Origin of the sequence: Brachybacterium fresconis, from assembly GCF_017876515.1 — a bacterium.
Taxonomy (GTDB): Bacteria; Actinomycetota; Actinomycetes; order Actinomycetales; family Dermabacteraceae; genus Brachybacterium; species Brachybacterium fresconis.
Genome location: NZ_JAGIOC010000001.1, coordinates 3826530 through 3845084, shown reverse-complemented (window position 1 = coordinate 3845084; position 18555 = coordinate 3826530). Strand labels below are relative to the sequence as shown.

Genomic DNA, 18555 nt, shown 5'->3' with positions numbered 1-18555 from the left:
CGCCCGGGAATGATCGCCCGTGACCACGCCACGACGGCTCAGGAGGACAGCCATGGCCGAAATCAAACGTGCCCAGGACGATGACTGGTCGCTCGTGCGCGAGATCCGTCTCCGCTCTCTCAGCACCGATCCGGAGGCCTTCGGCCAGAGCTGGGAGAAAGAGTCCACCTACGAGGAGAAGGTCTGGAGGAAGCGCGTCCGCGAGGCCGCCTGGTTCCTGGCCATCGAAGCCGGGCAGCCGGTGGCCGTCGTCGCCGTCCGCCACGAGGCCGACTCCCCCGCCAACGAGCGCGAGCTCCAGGCGATGTGGGTGCTGCCGAGCGCACGCAAGGCCCGTCTCGGCCAGCGCCTGGCCGAAGCCGTTCTCGACTGGTCGAAGGAGGACGGCGCCGACACGGTGACGCTCTACGTCGGCCCCACCAACACGGCAGCCCGCGCCGCCTACGAGAGCCTCGGCTTCACCGACACCGGTGAGCGCTGGGAGGTCGTCGAGGACGATCCCGACGGTGCCTGGCTGAAGATGTCCCGAGGCCTCTGAGGCCCGGTGTCGATCGCACGTCGCGTCGGCTCCCGCGTCCGCTCGCCCCGCACCGTGCTGGCAACGGTCGGGGCACGATCCGAGCAGGTGCGCCCGCACTGGGCCGCCCGCCTCGAGGACGTCAAGAACGCCGTCGTCGGCCGGGGGCTGCGCCGACTGCACTGGGACCTCAGGCTCCAGCCCTTCCACGGGTACGGGTCCTCGACGCGTGTCCGGGTGATGGCGAAGGTCCTCTACTCCTCCCCCGGCACGCCCGCCGATTTCCACGATCAGCCGGTCCACGACATGCGCACGATGGCGGTGCGGGGCTGGCGGAACTTCGCCTCCCAGGTGGTCCCGTACAGCACCGTGCACGTGCTGCTGGGCGGGCAGGAGTTCAGCGTGCGCGCCGATCGCAGCGGTATCATCGACGCCGAGATCGACATCGACCTGCCCCCCGGCGATCACCGGGCCGTGCTCTGGACCGTCCCCGGCAACGAGGTCACCGCTGACATCACCGTGTTCCCCACCGGGGCGAACGTGGGGCTGGTCAGCGATATCGACGACACCGTGATGGTGACCTGGCTGCCCCGGCCCCTGCTCGCCTTCTGGAACGCCTTCGTGGTCCACCAGTCCTCCCGCCAGGTCGTCCCGGGCATGCCGATGCTCTACCAGCGCCTGGCCCGCGAGCACACCGCGATGCCGGTGATGTACCTGTCCACGGGTGCCTGGAACGTGTTCCCCGTGCTCAAGCGCTTCCTGTACAAGAACGGATACCCCGACGGCCCGCTGCTGCTGACCGACTGGGGCCCCACCAACACCGGATTCTTCCGTTCCGGCCGCGCCCACAAGGAGCGGGCGCTGCGCCGGCTGGTCGCGGACTTCCCAGGGATGCGCTGGATCCTGGTGGGCGACGACGGGCAGCACGACCCGTCGATCTACGCAGACTTCGCCTCCGAGCTGCCGGACCACGTCGAGGCGATCCTGCTCCGGCAGCTGACCGAGTCCGAGCAGCTGCTCGCCCACGGCACGCTCCGCCCCCTGGCGCAGCAGCGTCGCGGCACCCACGCCCCACCGATGGCCACGGCCCCCGACGGGCACGGGCTGCTCGCCGAGCTCGAACGCGCAGGAGAACTCCCATGACCGTCTCGCAGAGCACCGACCTGCGGATCCGTCCTGCCCGGCCCGGCGACGTCCCCGAGATCGTCGACCTGGTCCAGGCGGCCTATCGCGGCGAGGGCGGCTGGACCACCGAGGCCCACCTCGTCCGCGGCGCGCGCACGCACGCCGACGAGGTCCGCGGGATGCTCGCCGACGACGCGGTGGCCCTGCTGGCCGCCGAGGCCGTCACCGAGCTCGAGCGGCCCTCCGACTCCCCGGAGGGCGGCATCGTCGGCTGCTGCTACACGCGCCAGGAGCCGCCCGACGTGAACGGCCTGGTCCAGGCCGAGCTCGGCCTGTTCGCCGTCCACCCGTCCGCCCAGTCCCGCGGACTCGGCGGGCGTCTGCTGGAGTCCCAGGCGGAGCTCCTGACTGCGGCCGGGGTCGATGTGCTGATGATCCGGGTGCTGCAGTCCCGTCCCGAGCTGCACGCCTGGTACGAGCGGCACGGCTTCGTGCGGACCGGCACCGCCGTCCCCTTCCCGGGCGACCCCTCCTGGTTGACCGTGGAGGGGCTCGGGATGGACGTCATGGAGCGCCCGCTGCGTCGAGTCTGACCTGCCCACGTGGTGACGCCGCGGACCGCCCGACGTCGGCCCGACCCGGCCCGGCGCAGCCCGGCGCAACCCGGCCCGACCCGCGAGGGTGCAGAGACGTGACCTGCACGGGCTCTGACGGAACGTGGCCCATGCCACTAAACTGCTCCCATGAGCACCGACGCCTTCGCCCCGTCCCCTACCCGCTATGACGGCACGTCCTATCGGCGGGTGGGCCGTTCCGGTGTCCTCCTGCCCCCGATCTCGCTGGGCTTCTGGCAGAACTTCGGGGAGGACCGCGATCCGCAGACCCTGCGGGCGATCGTGCGCCGTGCCTTCGACCTCGGCATCACCCACTTCGACCTGGCCAACAACTACGGCCCGCCCCCGGGAAGCGCGGAGGAGCACGTCGGCCGGATCCTCGAGCAGGATTTCCGTCATCTGCGCGACGAGATCATCGTGTCCACGAAAGCCGGCTATCGGATGGGCCCGGGCCCCTACGGCGACGGCGGCTCCCGCAAGTACCTGCTCTCCTCTCTGGACCGGTCCCTGCATCGTCTGGGCCTGGGGTACGTCGACATCTTCTACCACCATCGCGAGGACCCGGACACTCCCCTCGAGGAGACCATGGGGGCGCTCGACCAGGCGGTGCGCAGCGGCAGGGCCCTCTATGCCGGCATCTCGAACTACTCCCCCGAGCGAACTGTCGAGGCGGCCGAGATCCTCGCCGACCTGGGCACGCCGCTGCTGATCCACCAGCCCTCCTACTCGATGTTCAACCGGAGCGTCGAGCACGGTCTGCTGGATGTCGCCGACGGCCTCGGGATCGGGCTGGCTGTCTATTCGCCGCTGCAGCAGGGCCTGCTGACCAACAAGTACGCCTCCGGGGTGCCGACGGGGTCCCGGGCGAGCAGCACCGGAGGCTCGCTGACGTCGCGGCAGGTCCACGACCATGCCTACCAGGAGTGCCGGCACGGCCTGAGCGAGATCGCGCACGGGCGCGGCCAGAGCCTGGCGCAGCTCGCCCTCGCCTGGACCCTGCGCCATCCCTCGGTGGCGACCGCGCTGGTCGGCGCCTCCACGGTGCGCCAGCTCGAGCAGAACATCCTCACCGTCGAGAACCTCGACTTCACGCGCGAGGAGCTGGCCCGCATCGACGAGTACGCGATCGACGGCACCGCCCGCTGAGGCTGACCGTCGGAAGCGCCGGCGAGCACCCCGCGACGAGGAAGGCCCCCGAGGATCTCGAAGATCGTCGGGGGCCTTCGCTCCGGTGGCGCGCGTGGCGACTCAGCCGGTGTTCTTCAGACCGGCGGCCACACCGTTGATGGTGGTCAGCAGCGCCCGCTGCAGCTCCGGGGAGAGCTCCTCGCCGCGGCCAGACGCGGCCCGGGCGCGCTGCAGCATGGCGACCTGCATGTAGGAGATCGGGTCCAGGTAGCGGTCGCGCACGGCGAGGGTCCGCTTCAGCACCGGCTGGTTGTCCAGCAGCTCCAGCACCCCGGTGAGGCGCTCGAGCTCCGCGACCGACAGCTCGTACTCCGCCTTGATGCGATCGAACAGCGGCCACAGCCGCTCCGGCACCAGCGAGTGCACATAGTGCGCCGCGATCTGCATGTCCGTCTTCGCGAGCGTCATCTCGACGTTGCTGATCACGGTGCGGAAGAAGTGCCAGCTGCGGTACATCTCGTGCAGGTCCGGCTCGAGGCCGGCCTCACGGGCTGCCTTCAGCCCGGAGCCCGCGCCGAACCAGCCCGGCACGATCTGTCGCGACTGGGTCCAGCCGAACACCCACGGGATCGCCCGCAGGCCGTCCAGGCCCTTGTCGGAGGTGGCGCGCTTGGAGGGGCGCGAGCCGATGTTCAGGTCGCCGAGCTGCTCCACCGGGGTGGAGGTCACGAAGTACTCGGGCAGGTCCGGGTCGTCGGCCAGCGTGCGATACCGGGTGAAGGAGGCGTCGGAGACGGCCTGCATGACCTCGCCCCAGCGCTCCAGCTGCTCGTCCGTGGAGCGCGGCGTGGTGTGCAGGGCCGAGCCCTCGAGCACCGCGGCCAGCGACAGATCCAGGTTCTCCCGGGCCAACGTGGGCAGGGTGTACTTGTCGGAGATGACCTCGCCCTGCTCGGTGAACTTGATCTCGCCCTCGAGCACGCCGTACGGCTGGGCCAGGATCGCGTCGTAGGTGGGGCCGCCGCCGCGGCCGACGGACCCGCCGCGGCCGTGGAAGAGGCGCAGCGTGACCCCGTGGCGCGCTGCGACGTCGCGCAGACGCCGCTGGGCCTGATGGATCTCCCACTGGCTGGTCATCACGCCGGCGTCCTTGTTGCCGTCGGAGTAGCCGAGCATGACCTCCTGGAAGTCGCCGCGCAGGCGGACGATCTCGCGGTAGGAGGGGTCGCTGAGCAGCTCGTCGAGGATCTCGCCGGCGTGGCGCAGCTCGGAGACCTCCTCCAGCAGCGGGGCGAAGCTGATGTCGGCGCGGTTCTCCCGGCCTCCCGGCAGCGTGACCAGACCGGCCTCGCGGGCCAGCAGGGCGACCGCCAGGATGTCGTCCGCCCCGTGGGTCATCGAGACGATGTAGGTCTCGATGGCGGAGGTGCCGTACTGGCGGTGGGCGTCACGGATCTCGTCGAGCACCCGGTAGGTGGTGCGCGTGGCGTCGTCGAGGATCGTCTCGTCCTCGCTCAGCGCCGTGCCGACCAGCGGGCGACGGCTGGCGAGCTCGGCGCCCAGCACCGTGGTGCGCTCGGCTCGCGTGAGCTCCGCATAGGGACGGTCCAGCTCCCCGACGCGGTCGAAGAGGCGCGAGACCACCTCGTGATGCTTCTCGGAGTGCTCGCGCACGTCGAGGGTCGCGAGGTTCAGCCCGGAGCCGGCCAGCACCTGCTGGGCGATCGCGATCGCCCCGTCGGCCGCGCGCTTGCCGCCGTGGCGACCCAGCGCGCCCCGCAGCACCGAGAAATCCTCCTGCAGCTCGTCGCCATCGCGGTAGTCCTTGCCGTGCACGTGCGGCTCGCCGCTCCGGATCCGCTCGCGGGTGGCCGTGAGCTTCGCCCGCATGGTGCCGAGCTTGAGCCGGTAGGGCTCCTGCTCGTACTGCTTCTGCTGGACCTCGTCCACCTCGGAGTCGAACTCGAGATCGGCGGTCACGCTCGCGCGCAGCTCCTCGTCCTCGCCGGTCAGCGCGCTGGAGATGGACAGGTCCGCGATCAGTTCGGAGATGACGTCGATCGCGAGGTCCACGGCGGTCTCCGCCTGCAGCTGCAGGACCTCGCGGGTGACCTCCGCGGTGACATAGGGGTTGCCGTCGCGGTCGCCGCCGATCCAGGAGCCGAAGCGCAGGGGGACCTGGCGCTCGGCCAGGTCCGCACCGTGGGCGCGCAGCTCCTCGCGCAGGTCGTCGAGGAAGTCCGGCATGGTCTGCGTGTACAGCTGGCGGAGGTAGTACAGGACGTTGCGGGCCTCGTCCTGCGGGGTGGGCCGCTGCCGGCGCAGCTCGTCCGTCTGCCACAGCGACTCGATGAGCTCGGAGAGGGCGTGGTCCTGGCGACGCCGCTCGGGGGTGCCCTCGGCGGTGTCCTTCTCCAGGACGTCGGAGATCTTGCGGAGCTTGGTCAGGACCGCCCGTCGGGAGGCCTCGGTGGGATGGGCCGTGAAGATCAGGCGCACGTCCAGCGAGTCGACGGCCTCCTGCAGCCCGTCCGGGCCGACCTCGTCGTGGACGTCTGCGACGGTGCGCGGCACCCACGACTCCGCGGTCGGGCGGTCCTTCAGCCCCCGCACCCGGTACACCTGCTCCGCGGCGTTGGCCAGCAGGAAGTACTGGGCGAAGGCCCGGGTCAACTCGGTGGCCTGCTCGATCGGGAGCTCGGCCAGTCGGTCCTGGACGTCACGCGCATCGCCCTCGGACTCGGAGGACTTCGCCTCCTTCGTCAGCGTGCGGACCTGCTCGACGAGGTCGAGCAGCTCCTGGCCGTGCTGATCGGCGAGCGTGCGACCCAGCAGGGTCGACAGGCGGCGGACGGTCGCGCGCAGGGGCGCATCGATATGGGGATCGTCGCCGATGACGGGGAACTCGCTCGTCAGGGTCGGGACGGCAATGGCGTCGGTTTCTGGCACGGGGCCTCCTGGGGTCGGCGGCGCCACACAGCGGCCGCCGACAGCTGAGGCGACCGCTTCGGCGCGGAACGAACGGGCACAGACTACCGCGAGGCACTCTCGAAGCATCCGGCGGGACGGTCCGTGGACGGACCGGGCCCGGGTCCGGGGCCGACGGGGATCACCTCCGTCGGACCCGGTCCCGGGCCTCGCGGGTCAGAGCACGGCGCGCAGGAAGTCCCTGGTGCGCTGGTTCTCGGGCTCGCTGAAGATCTTCTCGGGCTTGCCCTCCTCGACGATGGAGCCCTGGTCGAACATCATCACGCGATCGGAGACGTCCCGGGCGAACTGCATCTCGTGGGTGACGATCAGCATGGAGATGTCGGTCTCGGCGGCGATGTCCTTGAGCACGCCGAGCACCTCGCCCACCAGCTCCGGGTCCAGTGCCGAGGTGACCTCGTCCAGCAGGAGGACCTCCGGGTCCATGGCCAGAGCGCGGGCGATCGCCACGCGCTGCTGCTGACCGCCGGAGAGCTGCGAGGGGTTGAAGTCGCGCTTCTCGCCCATGCCCACCTTCTCCAGCAGGCCCTCGGCCTTGGTGACGGCCTCGGCCTTGGGCAGACCCATCACATGGATGGGCGCCTCGATGATGTTCTCCAGCACCGACATGTTCGGGAACAGGTTGAAGTGCTGGAACACCATCCCGACCTGGGTGGTGGTGCGGCGGCGCTGCTTGTCGACGACGCGCACGCGCTTGCCGTCCTTCTGCTCGTACTGCAGCGCCTGCTCGCCGACGTAGATGTATCCGTCGGTGAGCTCCTCGAGCGTCATCAGCAGGCGCAGGATCGTCGTCTTGCCCGAGCCGGATGGGCCGATGAGGGTGACGCGCTCCCCGCGGGAGACCGTGAAGTTCAGGTTGTCCAGCACGGTGTTGTTCCCGAAGCGCTTGATCACGTCCCGGAACTCGATGTGCGGAGTGTTCTCAGGCAAGTTTCTTCTCCAGTCGTCGGATCAGGAGGGACGTCGGGTAGCTGGCCGCCAGGAAGATGAGGCCGGCCAAGGTGATCGCCTCGGTGTACCGGAACGTGTCCCCTCCATAGGTCTGGGCGTTCCGGACCATCTCCGGGATGTAGATCACCACGAAGAAGGGGGTCTCCTTGAACATGGAGATGGCGTAGTTGCCCAGCGCGGGCAGCGTGTTGCGGATCGCCTGCGGGACGACGACGGATCGCCAGGTGCGCAGCCGCGGCAGAGACAGCGCGGTGGCGGCCTCCCACTGGCCCTTGGGCACCGAGTCGATCCCGGCGCGGTACACCTCGGCCATGTAGGTCGTGTAGTGGATGCCCAGCACCCAGATGCCGATGGCGAGGGTGCTGTCGATGTACGGCGACAGCGCGAGGTTGGCGAAGACCAGCTGCACCACGAGGGGCGTCATGCGGATGAACTCGACCACCCCGGTGACCGGAGCGCTGAGCAGTCGCGGCGCGGTGCGCCGGATCATCGCCACCACCAGTCCGAGGACCAGCGCGATGAGGGTGCCCAGCACGGTGGCCAGCAGCGTGATCTTGAAGCCGTCCAGCAGCACCGGGAAGACGGCGAAGGCGTGGTCCCATTCCCACCAGGAGGTGTTCATACCAGTTCACCTCCTGCGGGCTTGCTGGCCTTAGCGCGGGCGCGGTCCCGGACGACGCGCGCCGAACGCCCTCCTTCCGGAGTGCTCCCGGGAGCACGGAACAGCATGCCCCAGGACTGGGACAGCGCCGGACCGCGTCCGATCTTGTGCTTGGCCCGGACCTCGAGCGCGTTCATGAATATCACAATCACCCAGGCGATGACGAAGTAGGCCAGCAGCGCGAAGATGTACGCGAACCAGGTGCCGGACCGGTCACGCAGCTGCTCGACCTGGAAGAAGAGGTCGTAGAGCAGGACGGTGCTGACGATCGCGCTGCCTTTGAGGAGCTGGATCCACAGGTTCGACAGCGACGGGAGCATCAGGGCCCAGGCCTGGGGGATCACGACGCGGAACATCCCGCGCATCGGGCTCAGGCTGAGGGCGCTGACCGCCTCGTACTGGCCCTTGGGGACGGAGCCGATCGACCCGCGCACGACCTCGGCGGCGTAGGCCCCGTAGTTCAGCCCCAGCGCTATGACCCCGATGGCCAGCGGTTCGAGCTGGAAGCCGAAGGGATAGGGCAGCTGCGGGAGCACGAAGGCCAACCAGAACAGCTGCACGACGAGCGAGGTGCCGCGGAAGAACTCCACGAAGATGCGCGCGATGATCCGCACGACGGCGAGCTTCGCCACCTGCGCGATGCCGAAGACGAAGGCGATCAGGAGCGCGAGCAGGGCGCCGAGTGCGGTCGCCAGCACCGTGACGAGAACGCCGTCGAGGATCAGCGGCCTCCGATCCAGCAGCAGCTGGATGTTGGGGCCGAGGTCCTGGAAGAAGCCGATCACACCTTCCATCGGCCACTCACCTCCTGGGTGAGCACGGACCCGGCGCGCCCCGTGGCGGGACGCGCCGGATCGAGCTCATCGATGGGGCCGAGGATCACTGCAAGGAGGACAGATCGCCCGAGCACAGGATCTCGGTCGTCATGTCCTCGGGCGGCAGCTCCTGCTCGGTGAAGCCGAAGTCGCCGACGATCGAGAGGTAGCGCTCGGGATCGGCGATGATCTCGTCGAGCTTCTCGTTGTAGGCGTCCAGCAGGGAGGTGTCGTCCTTGCGGAACACGGTGGCGCCGGCGCCGAACTGCTTGACGTCGTTGATGTCCGCGACGAAGCTCTCGGTCACCTCGACGCCGTCGACCGTGTTGTCGGCCAGCCAGTTCAGGGAGATGGCGGTGAGCGCGAAGGCAGCGGCGTTGCCGGCCTTCAGCGCGTCCACGCCGTCCTGCGGGCCACCGACCTCGATGCTGTCCAGGCCGAGATCCTCGGCGTAGGTGGACTCGATCGCACCGGACATGGTGGCGACGGTCAGGCCGGAGTCGACGAAGGAGTGCATGTCCTTCAGCCCGTCCGGGTTGCCCTCAGGGACCATCAGCGCAGTGGTGTACTGGAACTCTGGATGACTGAAGGCGGCCTCCGCGCAACGCTCCGGAAGGATCGACATGCCGGCGCTGACCGCGTCGAACTGTCCGGCGTTCAGGCCCGGGATCAGCGAGTTCCAGTCGGTGAGCTTGCCCTCGACGGTGTCGATGCCCAGCTCTCCGAAGATCTCGCGGTGCATGCTGAGGGTCGCACCCGTGAGCTCGCCGCCGTCCTCGAAGCTGTAGGGCGCCTCGCCGGCGAAGCCGACGGTGATGGAGCCCTTCTCCTGCAGCTGCGAGAGCAGGTCGCCCCCGCCGCCGCCGTCGCTGGCGCCGCCCCCACCGCCACCGGTGTTCTGATTGGTCTGGCTGCAGGCGGCCAGTCCGCCCAGGGCGGCGGCCGACAGGACGAGTCCGCTGCCGCGGACGAAAGTTCGGCGATTGTGCATGGTGGTCCCTCTCACTTGCTCTCGACGTTCGACCACCCTACGGGCTGTCGGACAATCAGACGTCTGGATATCGGATTACCGTCCACGCTATCGGGCAAGCGATCTCTATCCGGTGCAACGGTACGATTCGTGATCCGGTCGTGACCCCGCGTCATGGGATCGTGATCTCGGGACCTGCAGGACACAGGCCTGGAGTCGCCGGGACCGACCGACGCGCAGGACCTCGGATCCCCTGCCCTGATCTAGGATGTCGCGACGCCGTGTGCGCCGCATGAGCAAGGAGGACGGCGATGACGACTCGCCATGAACGAGTGCAGCTGCCGCTGATGCAGCCGCTGCGTCGGCCCTCGATCATCGACCAGGCCGAGCTCGAGCTGCGCAATGGCATCTACTACGGCGACCTCCGCCCGGGCGATGCCGTCCCCGAGGTGCAGGTCTCCCGGCAGATGGGCATCTCCCGCTCCTCGCTGCGCGAGGCCTGCCAGCGTCTGGTGCGTGACGGTCTGCTGACCCAGATCCCCGGTCGCGGGCTCTTCGTCACCCACATGGACGCCGAGACGATGTCGGACTTCATCGACTACCGCCTGGGCATCGAGATGCAGGCCGCCACGATCGTCGCGGACCGGGTGACGAAACTGCGCAGCACCGATCAGGACGAGGAGGTCGAGGCCCTGCTCGCCCCGCTGCGGGTATGTCTGGAACGCAGCCGCACCGCGATGGCCGCCGAGGAGGTCATCGACGCCGGCAACGCCGACCTGGACCTCCATCAGCAGCTGGCCGAGCTCTCCCGCAACCGCTTCCTGGTCACCGCGATGAACACGATCGTGATCCTCACCCGCATGGGCAGCTTCTCCGACCCGCTGGGCTTCGGCGTGCGAGCCGACATCACCTCGACGCTCGAGGACCTGGTGGAGGCGCTCTCACGGGGTGATGCCTCCCGGGCCCGTGCGCTGCTGCGCGGATCGCTGCAGGAGCTGGCCCGCCGTCTGCGCTCGGGCGACGAGACCGTCGAGGACACCGAGGTCGTGCGCGATCCGGACCTGCTGGAGTCGACCGCGCCGGAGTGGCCGACCCTGGGCGAGGGCGACACCACGAGCTGACCCGGGCGGTCATGGACCGCGCGGGTTGGCGCAGACCGGTGCTGACTGGTGCTGGTCGGCACGCACCGCGCTGGTCGGCACGCACCGCGCTGGTCGGCACCGTCGCGCACTGGACAGCGAGAAGGCCCCCGATCTGCGATCTTCTCGCAGGTCAGGGGCCTTCCATACGGGCGGAGACGAGAGGATTTGAACCTCCGAGGCGATGTTGGTCGCCTACTCCCTTAGCAGGGGAGCGCATTCGGCCGCTCTGCCACGTCTCCTGATGCCGTGCGCTCGGCAGGGCATGCCGGAACAGCATACGGGAGCGCGCGAGGTGCGCCAAAGCGGGAGAGGGCAGATCACGTCACATGTGCGGACCGCCACCGCGCGACGGGCGGGATCGGACCGCGGCCGCTCCCCCGGCGGCGGTGATCAGAGCCCGAGCTTCTCCTGCAGCAGCGCGATGTGCTTCGGAGTGCCCACGCGGTACTTCACGAAGGTCAGCACACCCTCGGCGTCGATAGCGAACGTCGAGCGGATCGTGCCCTGGACCTTCTTGCCGTACATGTTCTTCTCGCCCCACGCCCCGTAGGCCTCCATGACCTGATGGGTCTCGTCGCCGGCCAGGTTGTACGGCAGATCCTGCTCCGCGGCGAAGCGGTCCAGCTCCGCGATCGGATCCGGGGAGATGCCCACCACGCGGTACCCGGCATCGAGGAACATCTGATGGTTGTCGCGCAGGTCGCAGGCCTGCTTCGTGCACAGCGAGGTGTTCGCCGCCGGATAGAACCAGACCAGGGCCGGGGCTCCGCGCAGCTCGTCGAGGCTCACCCGTCCCCCTCCGGCGGTGGGCAGGTCGAACGCGGGGGCACGGTCGCCGACGGCGAGCTTCACGGGGGCGGTCATGTCACTCCTGGGGGCAGTGGAACGGTTCGGCAGTACGGCGGTGGGGCAGGGAAACGGTGGGGGCGTGCAGCGGTGTGGCGATGCAGTGGTGGGGCGCCGGACACCTTAGCGGGCGGGCCCGACACGGGCTGTCAGCGGTTGTGCCCGACAGGGCCCGTCGGCCGCAGTCGCCGCCGCTTCAGGTAGGCCTCGCGGAAGAGCCGCTCGGCATGGCGGTCACCCAGCAGCAGCAGCTTGCCCGGGGACGACGGGATCGACTCGGTGTCGTAACGGAGGGTGCCGTCCTCCTCGGCCACCGCGACGATGTGGCAGCCGGTGCGGCGATGCACCTCGGAGTTGCGCACGGACCGTCGGACCAGCGAGGACGGACGTGGAGCCAGGAACAGCTCGTTCCCCTCGGCCACCAGCACCCGACGGCTGAGCCCGGCGTGGTTCCACAGGTCGGTGGCACCGATGGTGGCGTAGGACAGCACGCTGTCGGCTCCCGCGCGATACAGCGTGGCGACGTTGCGCTCATAGGTCGCGCGCGAGACGACCTGCAGCTCGGGACGCAGACGACGGCAGAACAGGGTCAGGTAGACGTTGAGGTCGTCGTCGCGCGGTGTCACCAGCACCGCGGAGGCGCGGTCGAGGCCGGCCCGACGCAGGACCCGCTGGTCCGCGGCGTCCCCGTCGGCCACCGTGTAGGAGGCGGTGCCCTCCAGGGCGGAGTACGAGTTCTCGACCCGGCCCGGCAGCTGCTCGACGATCGTGTTGGGGATCCCCTGCGCGGTCAGCTCCCGCGAGGCGGAGCGTCCCACCCGGCCCCCGCCGAGGATGATCACCGGATCCTCGGACTGCTCGCTGACCTGGAACTGCTCGTCGTAGGCCGCGAGCTCGTCCGCCTCCCCGGCGAGGATCAGCACGGTCGTCTCGGTGATCTGCAGCTCGGGCTTGAGCGGGCGCAGCCGCCCCTTGCGCATGATCGCGAGGATCCGCACGCAGGAGCTGAGGCTCCCGATCGCCTCCCCCAGGGTCATGCCCACCAGAGCGGTGTCCCGCGCGGCGGCCTCCGCGATGAAGGTGTCCCCGAAGCTGCCGATCCGATGGACCCTCCCCGTGGACCCGAGCACGCGCGAGGCCATCTCCCGGCCCAGCACCGCACCGAGCTCGAGCACGTGATCGGAGCCGGCCAGGCCGAGCACGTCGACGGAGACGGGCTTGCTCGCGGTGACCGCGACGGAGACGTCGCCGCCGACCTGACGGACGGTGAAGGCGACGTTCGTGTTGGCGGTGTCCGTGAGAGTGGAGACGACCAGGCGCGCCCGATCCGCCCCGGCGTTGCGGTAGGTCATCGCCGAGTCCAGCGGGCCGACGATGACCTGCCGACCCTGGTCGTGGATCCGTCCGGCCTCGATCGGGTCCTCGACGACGAGGACGGCGGGCACCTGCGAGCGTTCGGCGCGGGCGGCGAAGGCCTGGGTGACGGCGTCGGAGCCCACCAGCAGGACATGGTCGCGCAGGGCCGCGGGGACCTTGCGCGGGGTGCGCGAGGTGCGGCGTCGGTCCAGCCAGGGCGTGACCATGTACTGGATGACGAAGAAGGGCAGCAGCACCAGCATGTAGACCACGCCGCTGAGCAGGACCCACACGGAGAACAGGCGCCCGCCGTCGCTGTCGAAGGTGATGTCGCCGTAGCCGAGGGTCGACATGGTGGTGATCGCCCAGTAGATGGCCGTGACGAGGGAATGCTCCCGTCCCTCGAGCGCCATCAGGACCAGGAAGCCGATGGCGTCCAGGAGCACCATCAGGGCCCCGATCGCGACGATCAGCACACCGGCCCGCGACTTCCGCCGCGCCGCCGGGACGTGCTCGGCCCGCCGACGCCTGCGCTCAGGCAGTCCCATGGCTCTCCTCTCCGGGGCGCACATCCCTCGCGGTGAGATCCGCGGCGCACCCCGCGGCATCTTAGGCCGGTCCCGTCGGCCGCGCCCAGCAGGTCCGCTCCGGTGAGGCCGAGGCCACCGTGCCTGGCTCGTCACACACCTTCGTCACCAGCGAAGGGACCGGTGTGCCCCCGCCGTCGTGCGTCTCCGCCGCCTCCGACCGGGTGGTCCTTGGAGGTTCCCGGCGCGCGGCACCCGCCGAGCGGCTCAGCAGCTGCCGGGCTCGGTCCTCCAGGCGTGGGTGACCAGTTCGGTCAGCGCGCCGAGGTCGATGTCCTCGAGCTTCTTCACCCACACGCAGCCCGCGCCGCGGCGGTACCTGCCCATCCGCTCCAGCAGCTCGTCGCTGCGCGGGAGGTTCACCAGGCCGTACAGGGCGAGGTCCGCCTTCCGGGGACTGAAGCCGACGTGGAAGGTGTCCCCCTCGCGGCCGCTGGCGTACACGTAGTGGGTCTGCCCGTAGCCGATCATGCTGGGTCCCCACATGGTCGCCGGCGCACCGGTGGCCTGCCCGAACAGCTCCAGCAGGACGTGGCCCTCGCGGCTGCGGCGGGCGTCGAGGCCCGCGACGTAGTCGGCCGGGTCCACCGCGGTGGCGTGGGTCTTCAGATCCGCGGCGTTCTTCCCCGTGCTGCCGCGGGTGACCGTGGCGGCGCGGCGCTGCGGCGCGGGCGGATGCACCATCATCTCGCCGTGCTCGGCGAGCGCCGCCTGCAGCCGACGTCCGGCGGCGGGGCCGACGCCGTGCAGGTCGGCCAGCTGCTCCCAGTCCGCCCCGGCGAGGGAGCCGAGGGTGGACAGGCCCTGGTCGGCGAGGGCTCGCGCGGCCGGCCGGCCGACGCCGGGAATCTCGCCGATCGGCGTGCTGAGGTCGCTCATGAGGCGCAGGTTACTCCGAGGCGGCGACCTTCGCCGTCGATCCGCGGGGCACGAACCGGGTCGGCAGGCCGATGCGAGCGCGCCCGGCCCCGGGCGGCGCCTCGGCCGTCGGGATCGCGCCGGTCGGGGTCGCGCCGGTCGGGTCCGCACCGCGCTCGTGCAGCAGGTCGATGGCTCCGACCCCCATGTCGTAGCGCGGCACGCGCACCGTGCTGAGGCCCGGGGTGACCAGGGCGGAGAACTCGATGTCGTCCCATCCCACGACGCTGATGTCGCCGGGCACGCCGACGCCGAAGCTGCGCAGACGCTCCATCAGCGCCAGCGCCATGACGTCGTTGTAGACGAGCACGGCGGTGACGTCGGTCAGCAGCACGGCCTCGGCGCCGCTGCGCCCACCGTCGACCGACGGCGGGAAGGAGCCGATGTCCGTCCATTCCAGCCCGGATCCGGTGCAGATGCGCTCGATCACCGTGCGCCGCATGGCGTCGGACCGACTGGTGCTGGGCCCGCCGACGTAGCCGATGCGGCGGTGGCCCATGCGCTGCAGGTGCCGCAGCGCCGCCGGGACGCCCTCGGCCGGATCGGCGAACACGCCCGGCAGGGCCGGGGAGACGCGGTTGACGAGGCTGAGGCGGGTCATGGTGGCCGCCTCGCGCAGCGAGTCCTCGTCCATCCGGCTCGAGCACAGCACGATGCCGTCGACCTGGGCGGCGAGGGTGTGCACCAGGGGCAGCTCCCCCTCCGGGACCTCGCCCGCATCGGTGATCAGCAGCTGCGAGCCGAGCTGGTGGGCGCGGGCCTGGGCCCCCTTGAGCACAGCCGGGAAGAAGGGGTTCTCCAGGTCCGGCACGATCACGCCGTAGACCCCGGCGCGGCCCGTGATCAGGGCGCGCGCGCTGCGATTGGGGGCATACCCCAGCTCGTCGGCGGCGGCGAGGACCTTCTCCCGAGTGGCGGCTCCGACCAGTTCGGGCCGTTGGAATGCGCGCGACGCGGTCGCGACCGAGACGCCCGCCCGGGCCGAGACGTCCTTCAGGGTCATGGCCATCGTCGCTGTCTCCTCACGCTCCCGGGCTCATCCTCGGTCCGGCCGTGACCGGCTCCCCCGACCACGGACTGCAACTTTTGCATTCGGCGAGCATCCTACGACATGGACCCCGGGTTCCCCACAGGAGTAACGTATGCAATCGTTTACGTCAGCGCGTCACGGACACCGGGCGTGGACATCGCCGCGGACTCGCAGGCACCTCGTCCAGCGCCCCGGGCCGTGGAGAGCGCGCAGGGAACCGCACTGCTGCGGAGGGAGGAACATCATGAGAGCGCTGCAGGTGATGGGACCAGGGGCCGTCGAAGTGGTCGAGGTCCCCGCCCCGCGACCCGCCCCCGGGGAGGCGCTGCTGCGCGTCCGCTACGCCGGCATCTGCGGCTCCGACATCCAGACCCTCCGCGGCACCCAGCCTTTCGCCTCCTACCCCCGCGTGCCCGGCCACGAGTTCTCCGCCGAGATCGTGGAGCTGGGCGACAGCGACCACGGGCCCGACGATGCCCCCGGGGCCACCGGCGACTTCGCGGTCGGGGACCTGGTCACCGGGGTGCCGTACTTCGAGGACGGCACCTGCTACTCCTGCCGCCGCGGGCTGGTCAACGCCTGCGTGCACAACGAGACGATGGGCGTGCACCGGGACGGGGCCTTCCAGGAGCTGCTGACGATGCCGCTGGACCGCCTGCACCGCGCCGAGGGCATCGACCCCCGGGATCTGGCCCTGGTCGAGCCCTTCTCGATCGGGTATCACGCCGTGCGACGCGCCGCGGTCGGCCCGGGCGACCGGGTGCTGGTGCTCGGCGCCGGGGCGATCGGCCTGCTGACCCTGCTGGCCGCCCGCCTCCACGGCGCCGAGGTGTGGATCGCCGACGTGGTCCCGGGACGTCTGGAGCTGGCCGCCTCCCTCGGCGCGGCCGGCACCGCCGACCTCACCACCGCCACGATCCCGGAGCTGGTCGGCGCGGCCACCGGCGGCGACGGCTTCGACGTGGTCTGCGAGGCCACCGGAGTGCCGGTCTCCTTCACCAACGCGATCGAGGCGGCGGCCGTCGGTGCGCGCCTGGCGCTGATCGGCAACGGCACGGCCGAGGTCACCTTCCAGCAATCCGTCCTGATCAAGAAGGAGCTCACCGTCGTCGGCTCCCGCAACAGCCGCGGCGTCTTCCCGGCCCTCATCGAGCTGCTGGAGACCGGCCAGGTCGACGTCGCCCCGCTGCGCACGAGCGTGGTGCCGTTCACCGCCGCGGCGGGGGCGCTGCAGGCCGCGGCCGCCGGGTCGACCGCGGACGTCAAGGTGCTCCTGGAGTTCCCACCCGGCCCGTGATCGCGCCCCGGAGTCCGTCGTCCCGACCCATCCCGTCTCCCGAACCGCCCCTCACCCCTCACGCCTCACCCCTCACCCCTTCGATCGGAGATTCCCATGACCCTGCGCACCGACTCCCTCACCGCGAGCATCCGCTACGACGGATCGGCCCGCTCCCTGCAGCTGACCGCCGCCTCGGCCGACGCCCTGGCCGGCTTCGAGGGTGAGGCCGCCGCGAGCGGTGACGGCCACGTGCTCACCGGCCCGCTGAGCACCCCCAACGCCCGGGCGCTGCAGGATGCCTTCGCGGTCCTGCGTCCCCAGCTGATCAGCGGCCACCGCACCTCTGTCGGCACCGGGGACCGCACCGGACTGGCCACGCCCGGCCAGGTCCGCGCCTTCGCCGCCGAGGGCGCCGGGGTGATGCCGGTGCTGGCCCAGCAGTCGATCCGCGAGATGGACCGCCTGGGCCGCAGCGCCCGGTCGGTCCTGGACGATGCCGTCTTCGGGCTGGTCGAGGCCGGGTGGGAAGGTGGCTTCGGAGCCGACTGCGACCACATCAAGACCACCGAGGGCATCGATCGCGGCCTCGAGGCCGGCTTCACGATGTTCACCCTCGATCCGGGGGACCTGGTCGCCGACACGACCGGCGGGGTCACGAGGGCCGATGCCGAGGCGCTGCCCTGGGACCAGCTCGGGGACTCGCTCGCCGACCTCATCACGCGCTGCGCGGGGATGACGCTGGACGTCGGCCACTCGCAGATCGAGGTCACCGAGCGCGATGTCCTGACCGCCGCGGTGAAGTACGGCCGTGCGGTCGTGGAGGCGATGCGCCTGTACCGGCACGTCACGGAGAACGCTCGGCACGAGGTGGAGATCGAGATCGCGGTCGACGAGACGGCCTGGCAGACCACCTTCTTCGAGCACTACTACCTCGCCTCCGAGCTCACGCGCCTGGGGGCGCGCTGGTTCAGCTTCGCCCCCCGCTACGTGGACGGCTTCGAGAAGGGTCTGGACTTCCTCGGGGACGCCGAGGAGCTGCGCACGAACCTCGAGGCGCACCACGCGATCTCGGAGCAGTTCGGCGGCTACCGGATCTCCCTGCACTCGGGCTCGGACAAGTTCTCCATCTATCCGCTGTGCGTGGCGGCCACGCAGGGGCACGTGCACCTGAAGACCTCGGGCACCAGCTACCTGTGCGGCCTCGAGATCGTGGCCTCCCATGATCCCGACCTGTTCGGGGCGATCTGGGACATCTCCCGCGCGTCCTACGTCAAGGCCCGGGCCAGCTACCAGGTCTCGGCCCACGAGGACCGCACCCCGACCTCCCTGGCCGGCGTGGACCTGGGGGACCTGATCCGCTCGGCCGACGCCCGCCAGATCCTGCACGTGGGCTACGGCGACTCGCTGAGCGGCACCGATGCCACCGGAAACTCGATCCACGACCGCTTCCTCGAGGTCGTGGCCTCGCACCAGAACGAGCACACCGACGTGGTCGCGGCCCATATCGGTCGCCACCTCTCCCCCTTCGCCGCAGCCGGCATCCGGAGCTGACGCGACGCGCCCTCGAGGTCGGCCCGCGGGGTCGGCCCGCGGGGTCGGCCCGCGGGGCCGGGAGGGCCACTCCTGGA

16 protein-coding genes and 1 tRNA gene are annotated in these 18555 nt (G+C 70.5%); 7 read left to right on the top strand and 10 right to left on the bottom strand.

Annotated elements, in window-relative coordinates:
- Nucleotides 1–52: 52 nt before the first annotated feature.
- The 4 genes from JOF44_RS17040 to JOF44_RS17025 all read left to right on the top strand — a co-directional run bounded on the left by JOF44_RS17040 (nt 53) and on the right by JOF44_RS17025 (nt 3402).
- Nucleotides 53–538 (top strand): GNAT family N-acetyltransferase, encoded by a 486-nt coding sequence (locus JOF44_RS17040; protein ID WP_209894254.1) that lies wholly within the window; start codon nt 53–55, stop codon nt 536–538.
- Between the two features lie 6 nt (nt 539–544).
- Nucleotides 545–1660, top strand: coding sequence for an App1 family protein phosphatidate phosphatase (locus tag JOF44_RS17035; RefSeq protein WP_342591821.1), 1116 nt, complete (start codon nt 545–547; stop codon nt 1658–1660).
- Nucleotides 1657–2235 carry a GNAT family N-acetyltransferase gene (locus JOF44_RS17030; protein ID WP_209894251.1) on the top strand — a complete coding sequence of 193 codons (579 nt, stop codon included), beginning with the start codon at nt 1657–1659 and terminating at the stop codon, nt 2233–2235. The genes JOF44_RS17035 and JOF44_RS17030 overlap by 4 nt, the downstream gene beginning before the upstream one ends.
- Nucleotides 2236–2385: 150 nt before the next feature.
- Nucleotides 2386–3402: an aldo/keto reductase gene (locus JOF44_RS17025; protein ID WP_209894248.1), complete on the top strand. Its 1017-nt coding sequence runs from the start codon at nt 2386–2388 to the stop codon at nt 3400–3402.
- Between the two features lie 102 nt (nt 3403–3504).
- On the opposite strand, the gene ppc is transcribed toward JOF44_RS17025, so the two are convergent.
- The 5 genes from ppc to JOF44_RS17000 all read right to left on the bottom strand — a co-directional run bounded on the left by ppc (nt 3505) and on the right by JOF44_RS17000 (nt 9790).
- Nucleotides 3505–6333 carry a phosphoenolpyruvate carboxylase gene (gene ppc, locus JOF44_RS17020; RefSeq protein WP_209894245.1) on the bottom strand — a complete coding sequence of 943 codons (2829 nt, stop codon included), beginning with the start codon at nt 6331–6333 and terminating at the stop codon, nt 3505–3507.
- Between the two features lie 195 nt (nt 6334–6528).
- Nucleotides 6529–7302, bottom strand: coding sequence for an ectoine/hydroxyectoine ABC transporter ATP-binding protein EhuA (ehuA, locus tag JOF44_RS17015; protein ID WP_245348992.1), 774 nt, complete (start codon nt 7300–7302; stop codon nt 6529–6531).
- The gene (gene ehuD, locus JOF44_RS17010; protein ID WP_209894243.1) at nt 7295–7945 is read right to left on the bottom strand and encodes an ectoine/hydroxyectoine ABC transporter permease subunit EhuD; all 651 of its coding nucleotides are present in this window, start codon (nt 7943–7945) and stop codon (nt 7295–7297) included. Before ehuD ends, ehuA begins: the two co-directional genes overlap by 8 nt.
- The gene (gene ehuC, locus JOF44_RS17005; protein WP_209894240.1) at nt 7942–8778 is read right to left on the bottom strand and encodes an ectoine/hydroxyectoine ABC transporter permease subunit EhuC; all 837 of its coding nucleotides are present in this window, start codon (nt 8776–8778) and stop codon (nt 7942–7944) included. The genes ehuD and ehuC overlap by 4 nt, the downstream gene beginning before the upstream one ends.
- 85 nt (nt 8779–8863) lie before the next feature.
- On the bottom strand, nt 8864–9790 hold the full coding sequence (locus JOF44_RS17000) for a transporter substrate-binding domain-containing protein (protein WP_209894232.1): 927 nt from the start codon (nt 9788–9790) through the stop codon (nt 8864–8866).
- Nucleotides 9791–10080: 290 nt separating this feature from the next.
- Here JOF44_RS17000 and JOF44_RS16995 point away from each other — a divergent pair, with 290 nt between their 5' ends.
- Nucleotides 10081–10890, top strand: coding sequence for a GntR family transcriptional regulator (locus JOF44_RS16995; RefSeq protein ID WP_209894229.1), 810 nt, complete (start codon nt 10081–10083; stop codon nt 10888–10890).
- Nucleotides 10891–11061: 171 nt separating this feature from the next.
- On the opposite strand, the gene JOF44_RS16990 is transcribed toward JOF44_RS16995, so the two are convergent.
- The 5 genes from JOF44_RS16990 to JOF44_RS16970 form a co-directional block, all read right to left on the bottom strand.
- Nucleotides 11062–11150, bottom strand: a tRNA-Ser gene (locus JOF44_RS16990).
- Nucleotides 11151–11301: 151 nt separating this feature from the next.
- Nucleotides 11302–11775 carry a peroxiredoxin gene (locus JOF44_RS16985; protein ID WP_209894226.1) on the bottom strand — a complete coding sequence of 158 codons (474 nt, stop codon included), beginning with the start codon at nt 11773–11775 and terminating at the stop codon, nt 11302–11304.
- Between the two features lie 131 nt (nt 11776–11906).
- The gene (locus JOF44_RS16980; protein WP_209894223.1) at nt 11907–13661 is read right to left on the bottom strand and encodes a potassium channel family protein; all 1755 of its coding nucleotides are present in this window, start codon (nt 13659–13661) and stop codon (nt 11907–11909) included.
- Nucleotides 13662–13907: 246 nt separating this feature from the next.
- On the bottom strand, nt 13908–14579 hold the full coding sequence (locus tag JOF44_RS16975; RefSeq protein WP_209894212.1) for a helix-hairpin-helix domain-containing protein: 672 nt from the start codon (nt 14577–14579) through the stop codon (nt 13908–13910).
- Nucleotides 14580–14589: 10 nt separating this feature from the next.
- Nucleotides 14590–15627, bottom strand: a complete 1038-nt coding sequence (locus JOF44_RS16970; protein ID WP_209894209.1) for a LacI family DNA-binding transcriptional regulator — start codon at nt 15625–15627, stop codon at nt 14590–14592.
- A 265-nt stretch (nt 15628–15892) separates the two neighbouring features.
- Between JOF44_RS16970 and JOF44_RS16965 the strand changes: the two genes are divergently transcribed.
- Together JOF44_RS16965 and JOF44_RS16960 are read left to right on the top strand one after the other, a co-directional pair.
- The gene (locus JOF44_RS16965; RefSeq protein ID WP_209894205.1) at nt 15893–16945 is read left to right on the top strand and encodes a zinc-binding alcohol dehydrogenase family protein; all 1053 of its coding nucleotides are present in this window, start codon (nt 15893–15895) and stop codon (nt 16943–16945) included.
- 96 nt (nt 16946–17041) lie between these two features.
- A complete protein-coding gene (locus tag JOF44_RS16960; protein ID WP_209894202.1) occupies nt 17042–18478 on the top strand; it encodes a tagaturonate epimerase family protein in 1437 nt (478 codons plus the stop codon).
- Nucleotides 18479–18555: the final 77 nt, after the last annotated feature.

Coding starts and splice junctions, on each gene's coding strand:
- JOF44_RS16965 (WP_209894205.1), top strand. CDS start 15,893: ATGAGAGCGCTGCAGGTGATGGGACCAGGGGCCGTCGAAGTGGTCGAG.
- JOF44_RS17025 (WP_209894248.1), top strand. CDS start 2,386: ATGAGCACCGACGCCTTCGCCCCGTCCCCTACCCGCTATGACGGCACG.
- JOF44_RS16970 (WP_209894209.1), bottom strand. CDS start 15,627: ATGGCCATGACCCTGAAGGACGTCTCGGCCCGGGCGGGCGTCTCGGTC.
- JOF44_RS16975 (WP_209894212.1), bottom strand. CDS start 14,579: ATGAGCGACCTCAGCACGCCGATCGGCGAGATTCCCGGCGTCGGCCGG.
- JOF44_RS17030 (WP_209894251.1), top strand. CDS start 1,657: ATGACCGTCTCGCAGAGCACCGACCTGCGGATCCGTCCTGCCCGGCCC.
- JOF44_RS16960 (WP_209894202.1), top strand. CDS start 17,042: ATGACCCTGCGCACCGACTCCCTCACCGCGAGCATCCGCTACGACGGA.
- JOF44_RS16985 (WP_209894226.1), bottom strand. CDS start 11,775: ATGACCGCCCCCGTGAAGCTCGCCGTCGGCGACCGTGCCCCCGCGTTC.
- ehuC (WP_209894240.1), bottom strand. CDS start 8,778: ATGGAAGGTGTGATCGGCTTCTTCCAGGACCTCGGCCCCAACATCCAG.
- JOF44_RS17040 (WP_209894254.1), top strand. CDS start 53: ATGGCCGAAATCAAACGTGCCCAGGACGATGACTGGTCGCTCGTGCGC.
- ehuD (WP_209894243.1), bottom strand. CDS start 7,945: ATGAACACCTCCTGGTGGGAATGGGACCACGCCTTCGCCGTCTTCCCG.
- JOF44_RS16995 (WP_209894229.1), top strand. CDS start 10,081: ATGACGACTCGCCATGAACGAGTGCAGCTGCCGCTGATGCAGCCGCTG.
- JOF44_RS16980 (WP_209894223.1), bottom strand. CDS start 13,661: ATGGGACTGCCTGAGCGCAGGCGTCGGCGGGCCGAGCACGTCCCGGCG.
- JOF44_RS17000 (WP_209894232.1), bottom strand. CDS start 9,790: ATGCACAATCGCCGAACTTTCGTCCGCGGCAGCGGACTCGTCCTGTCG.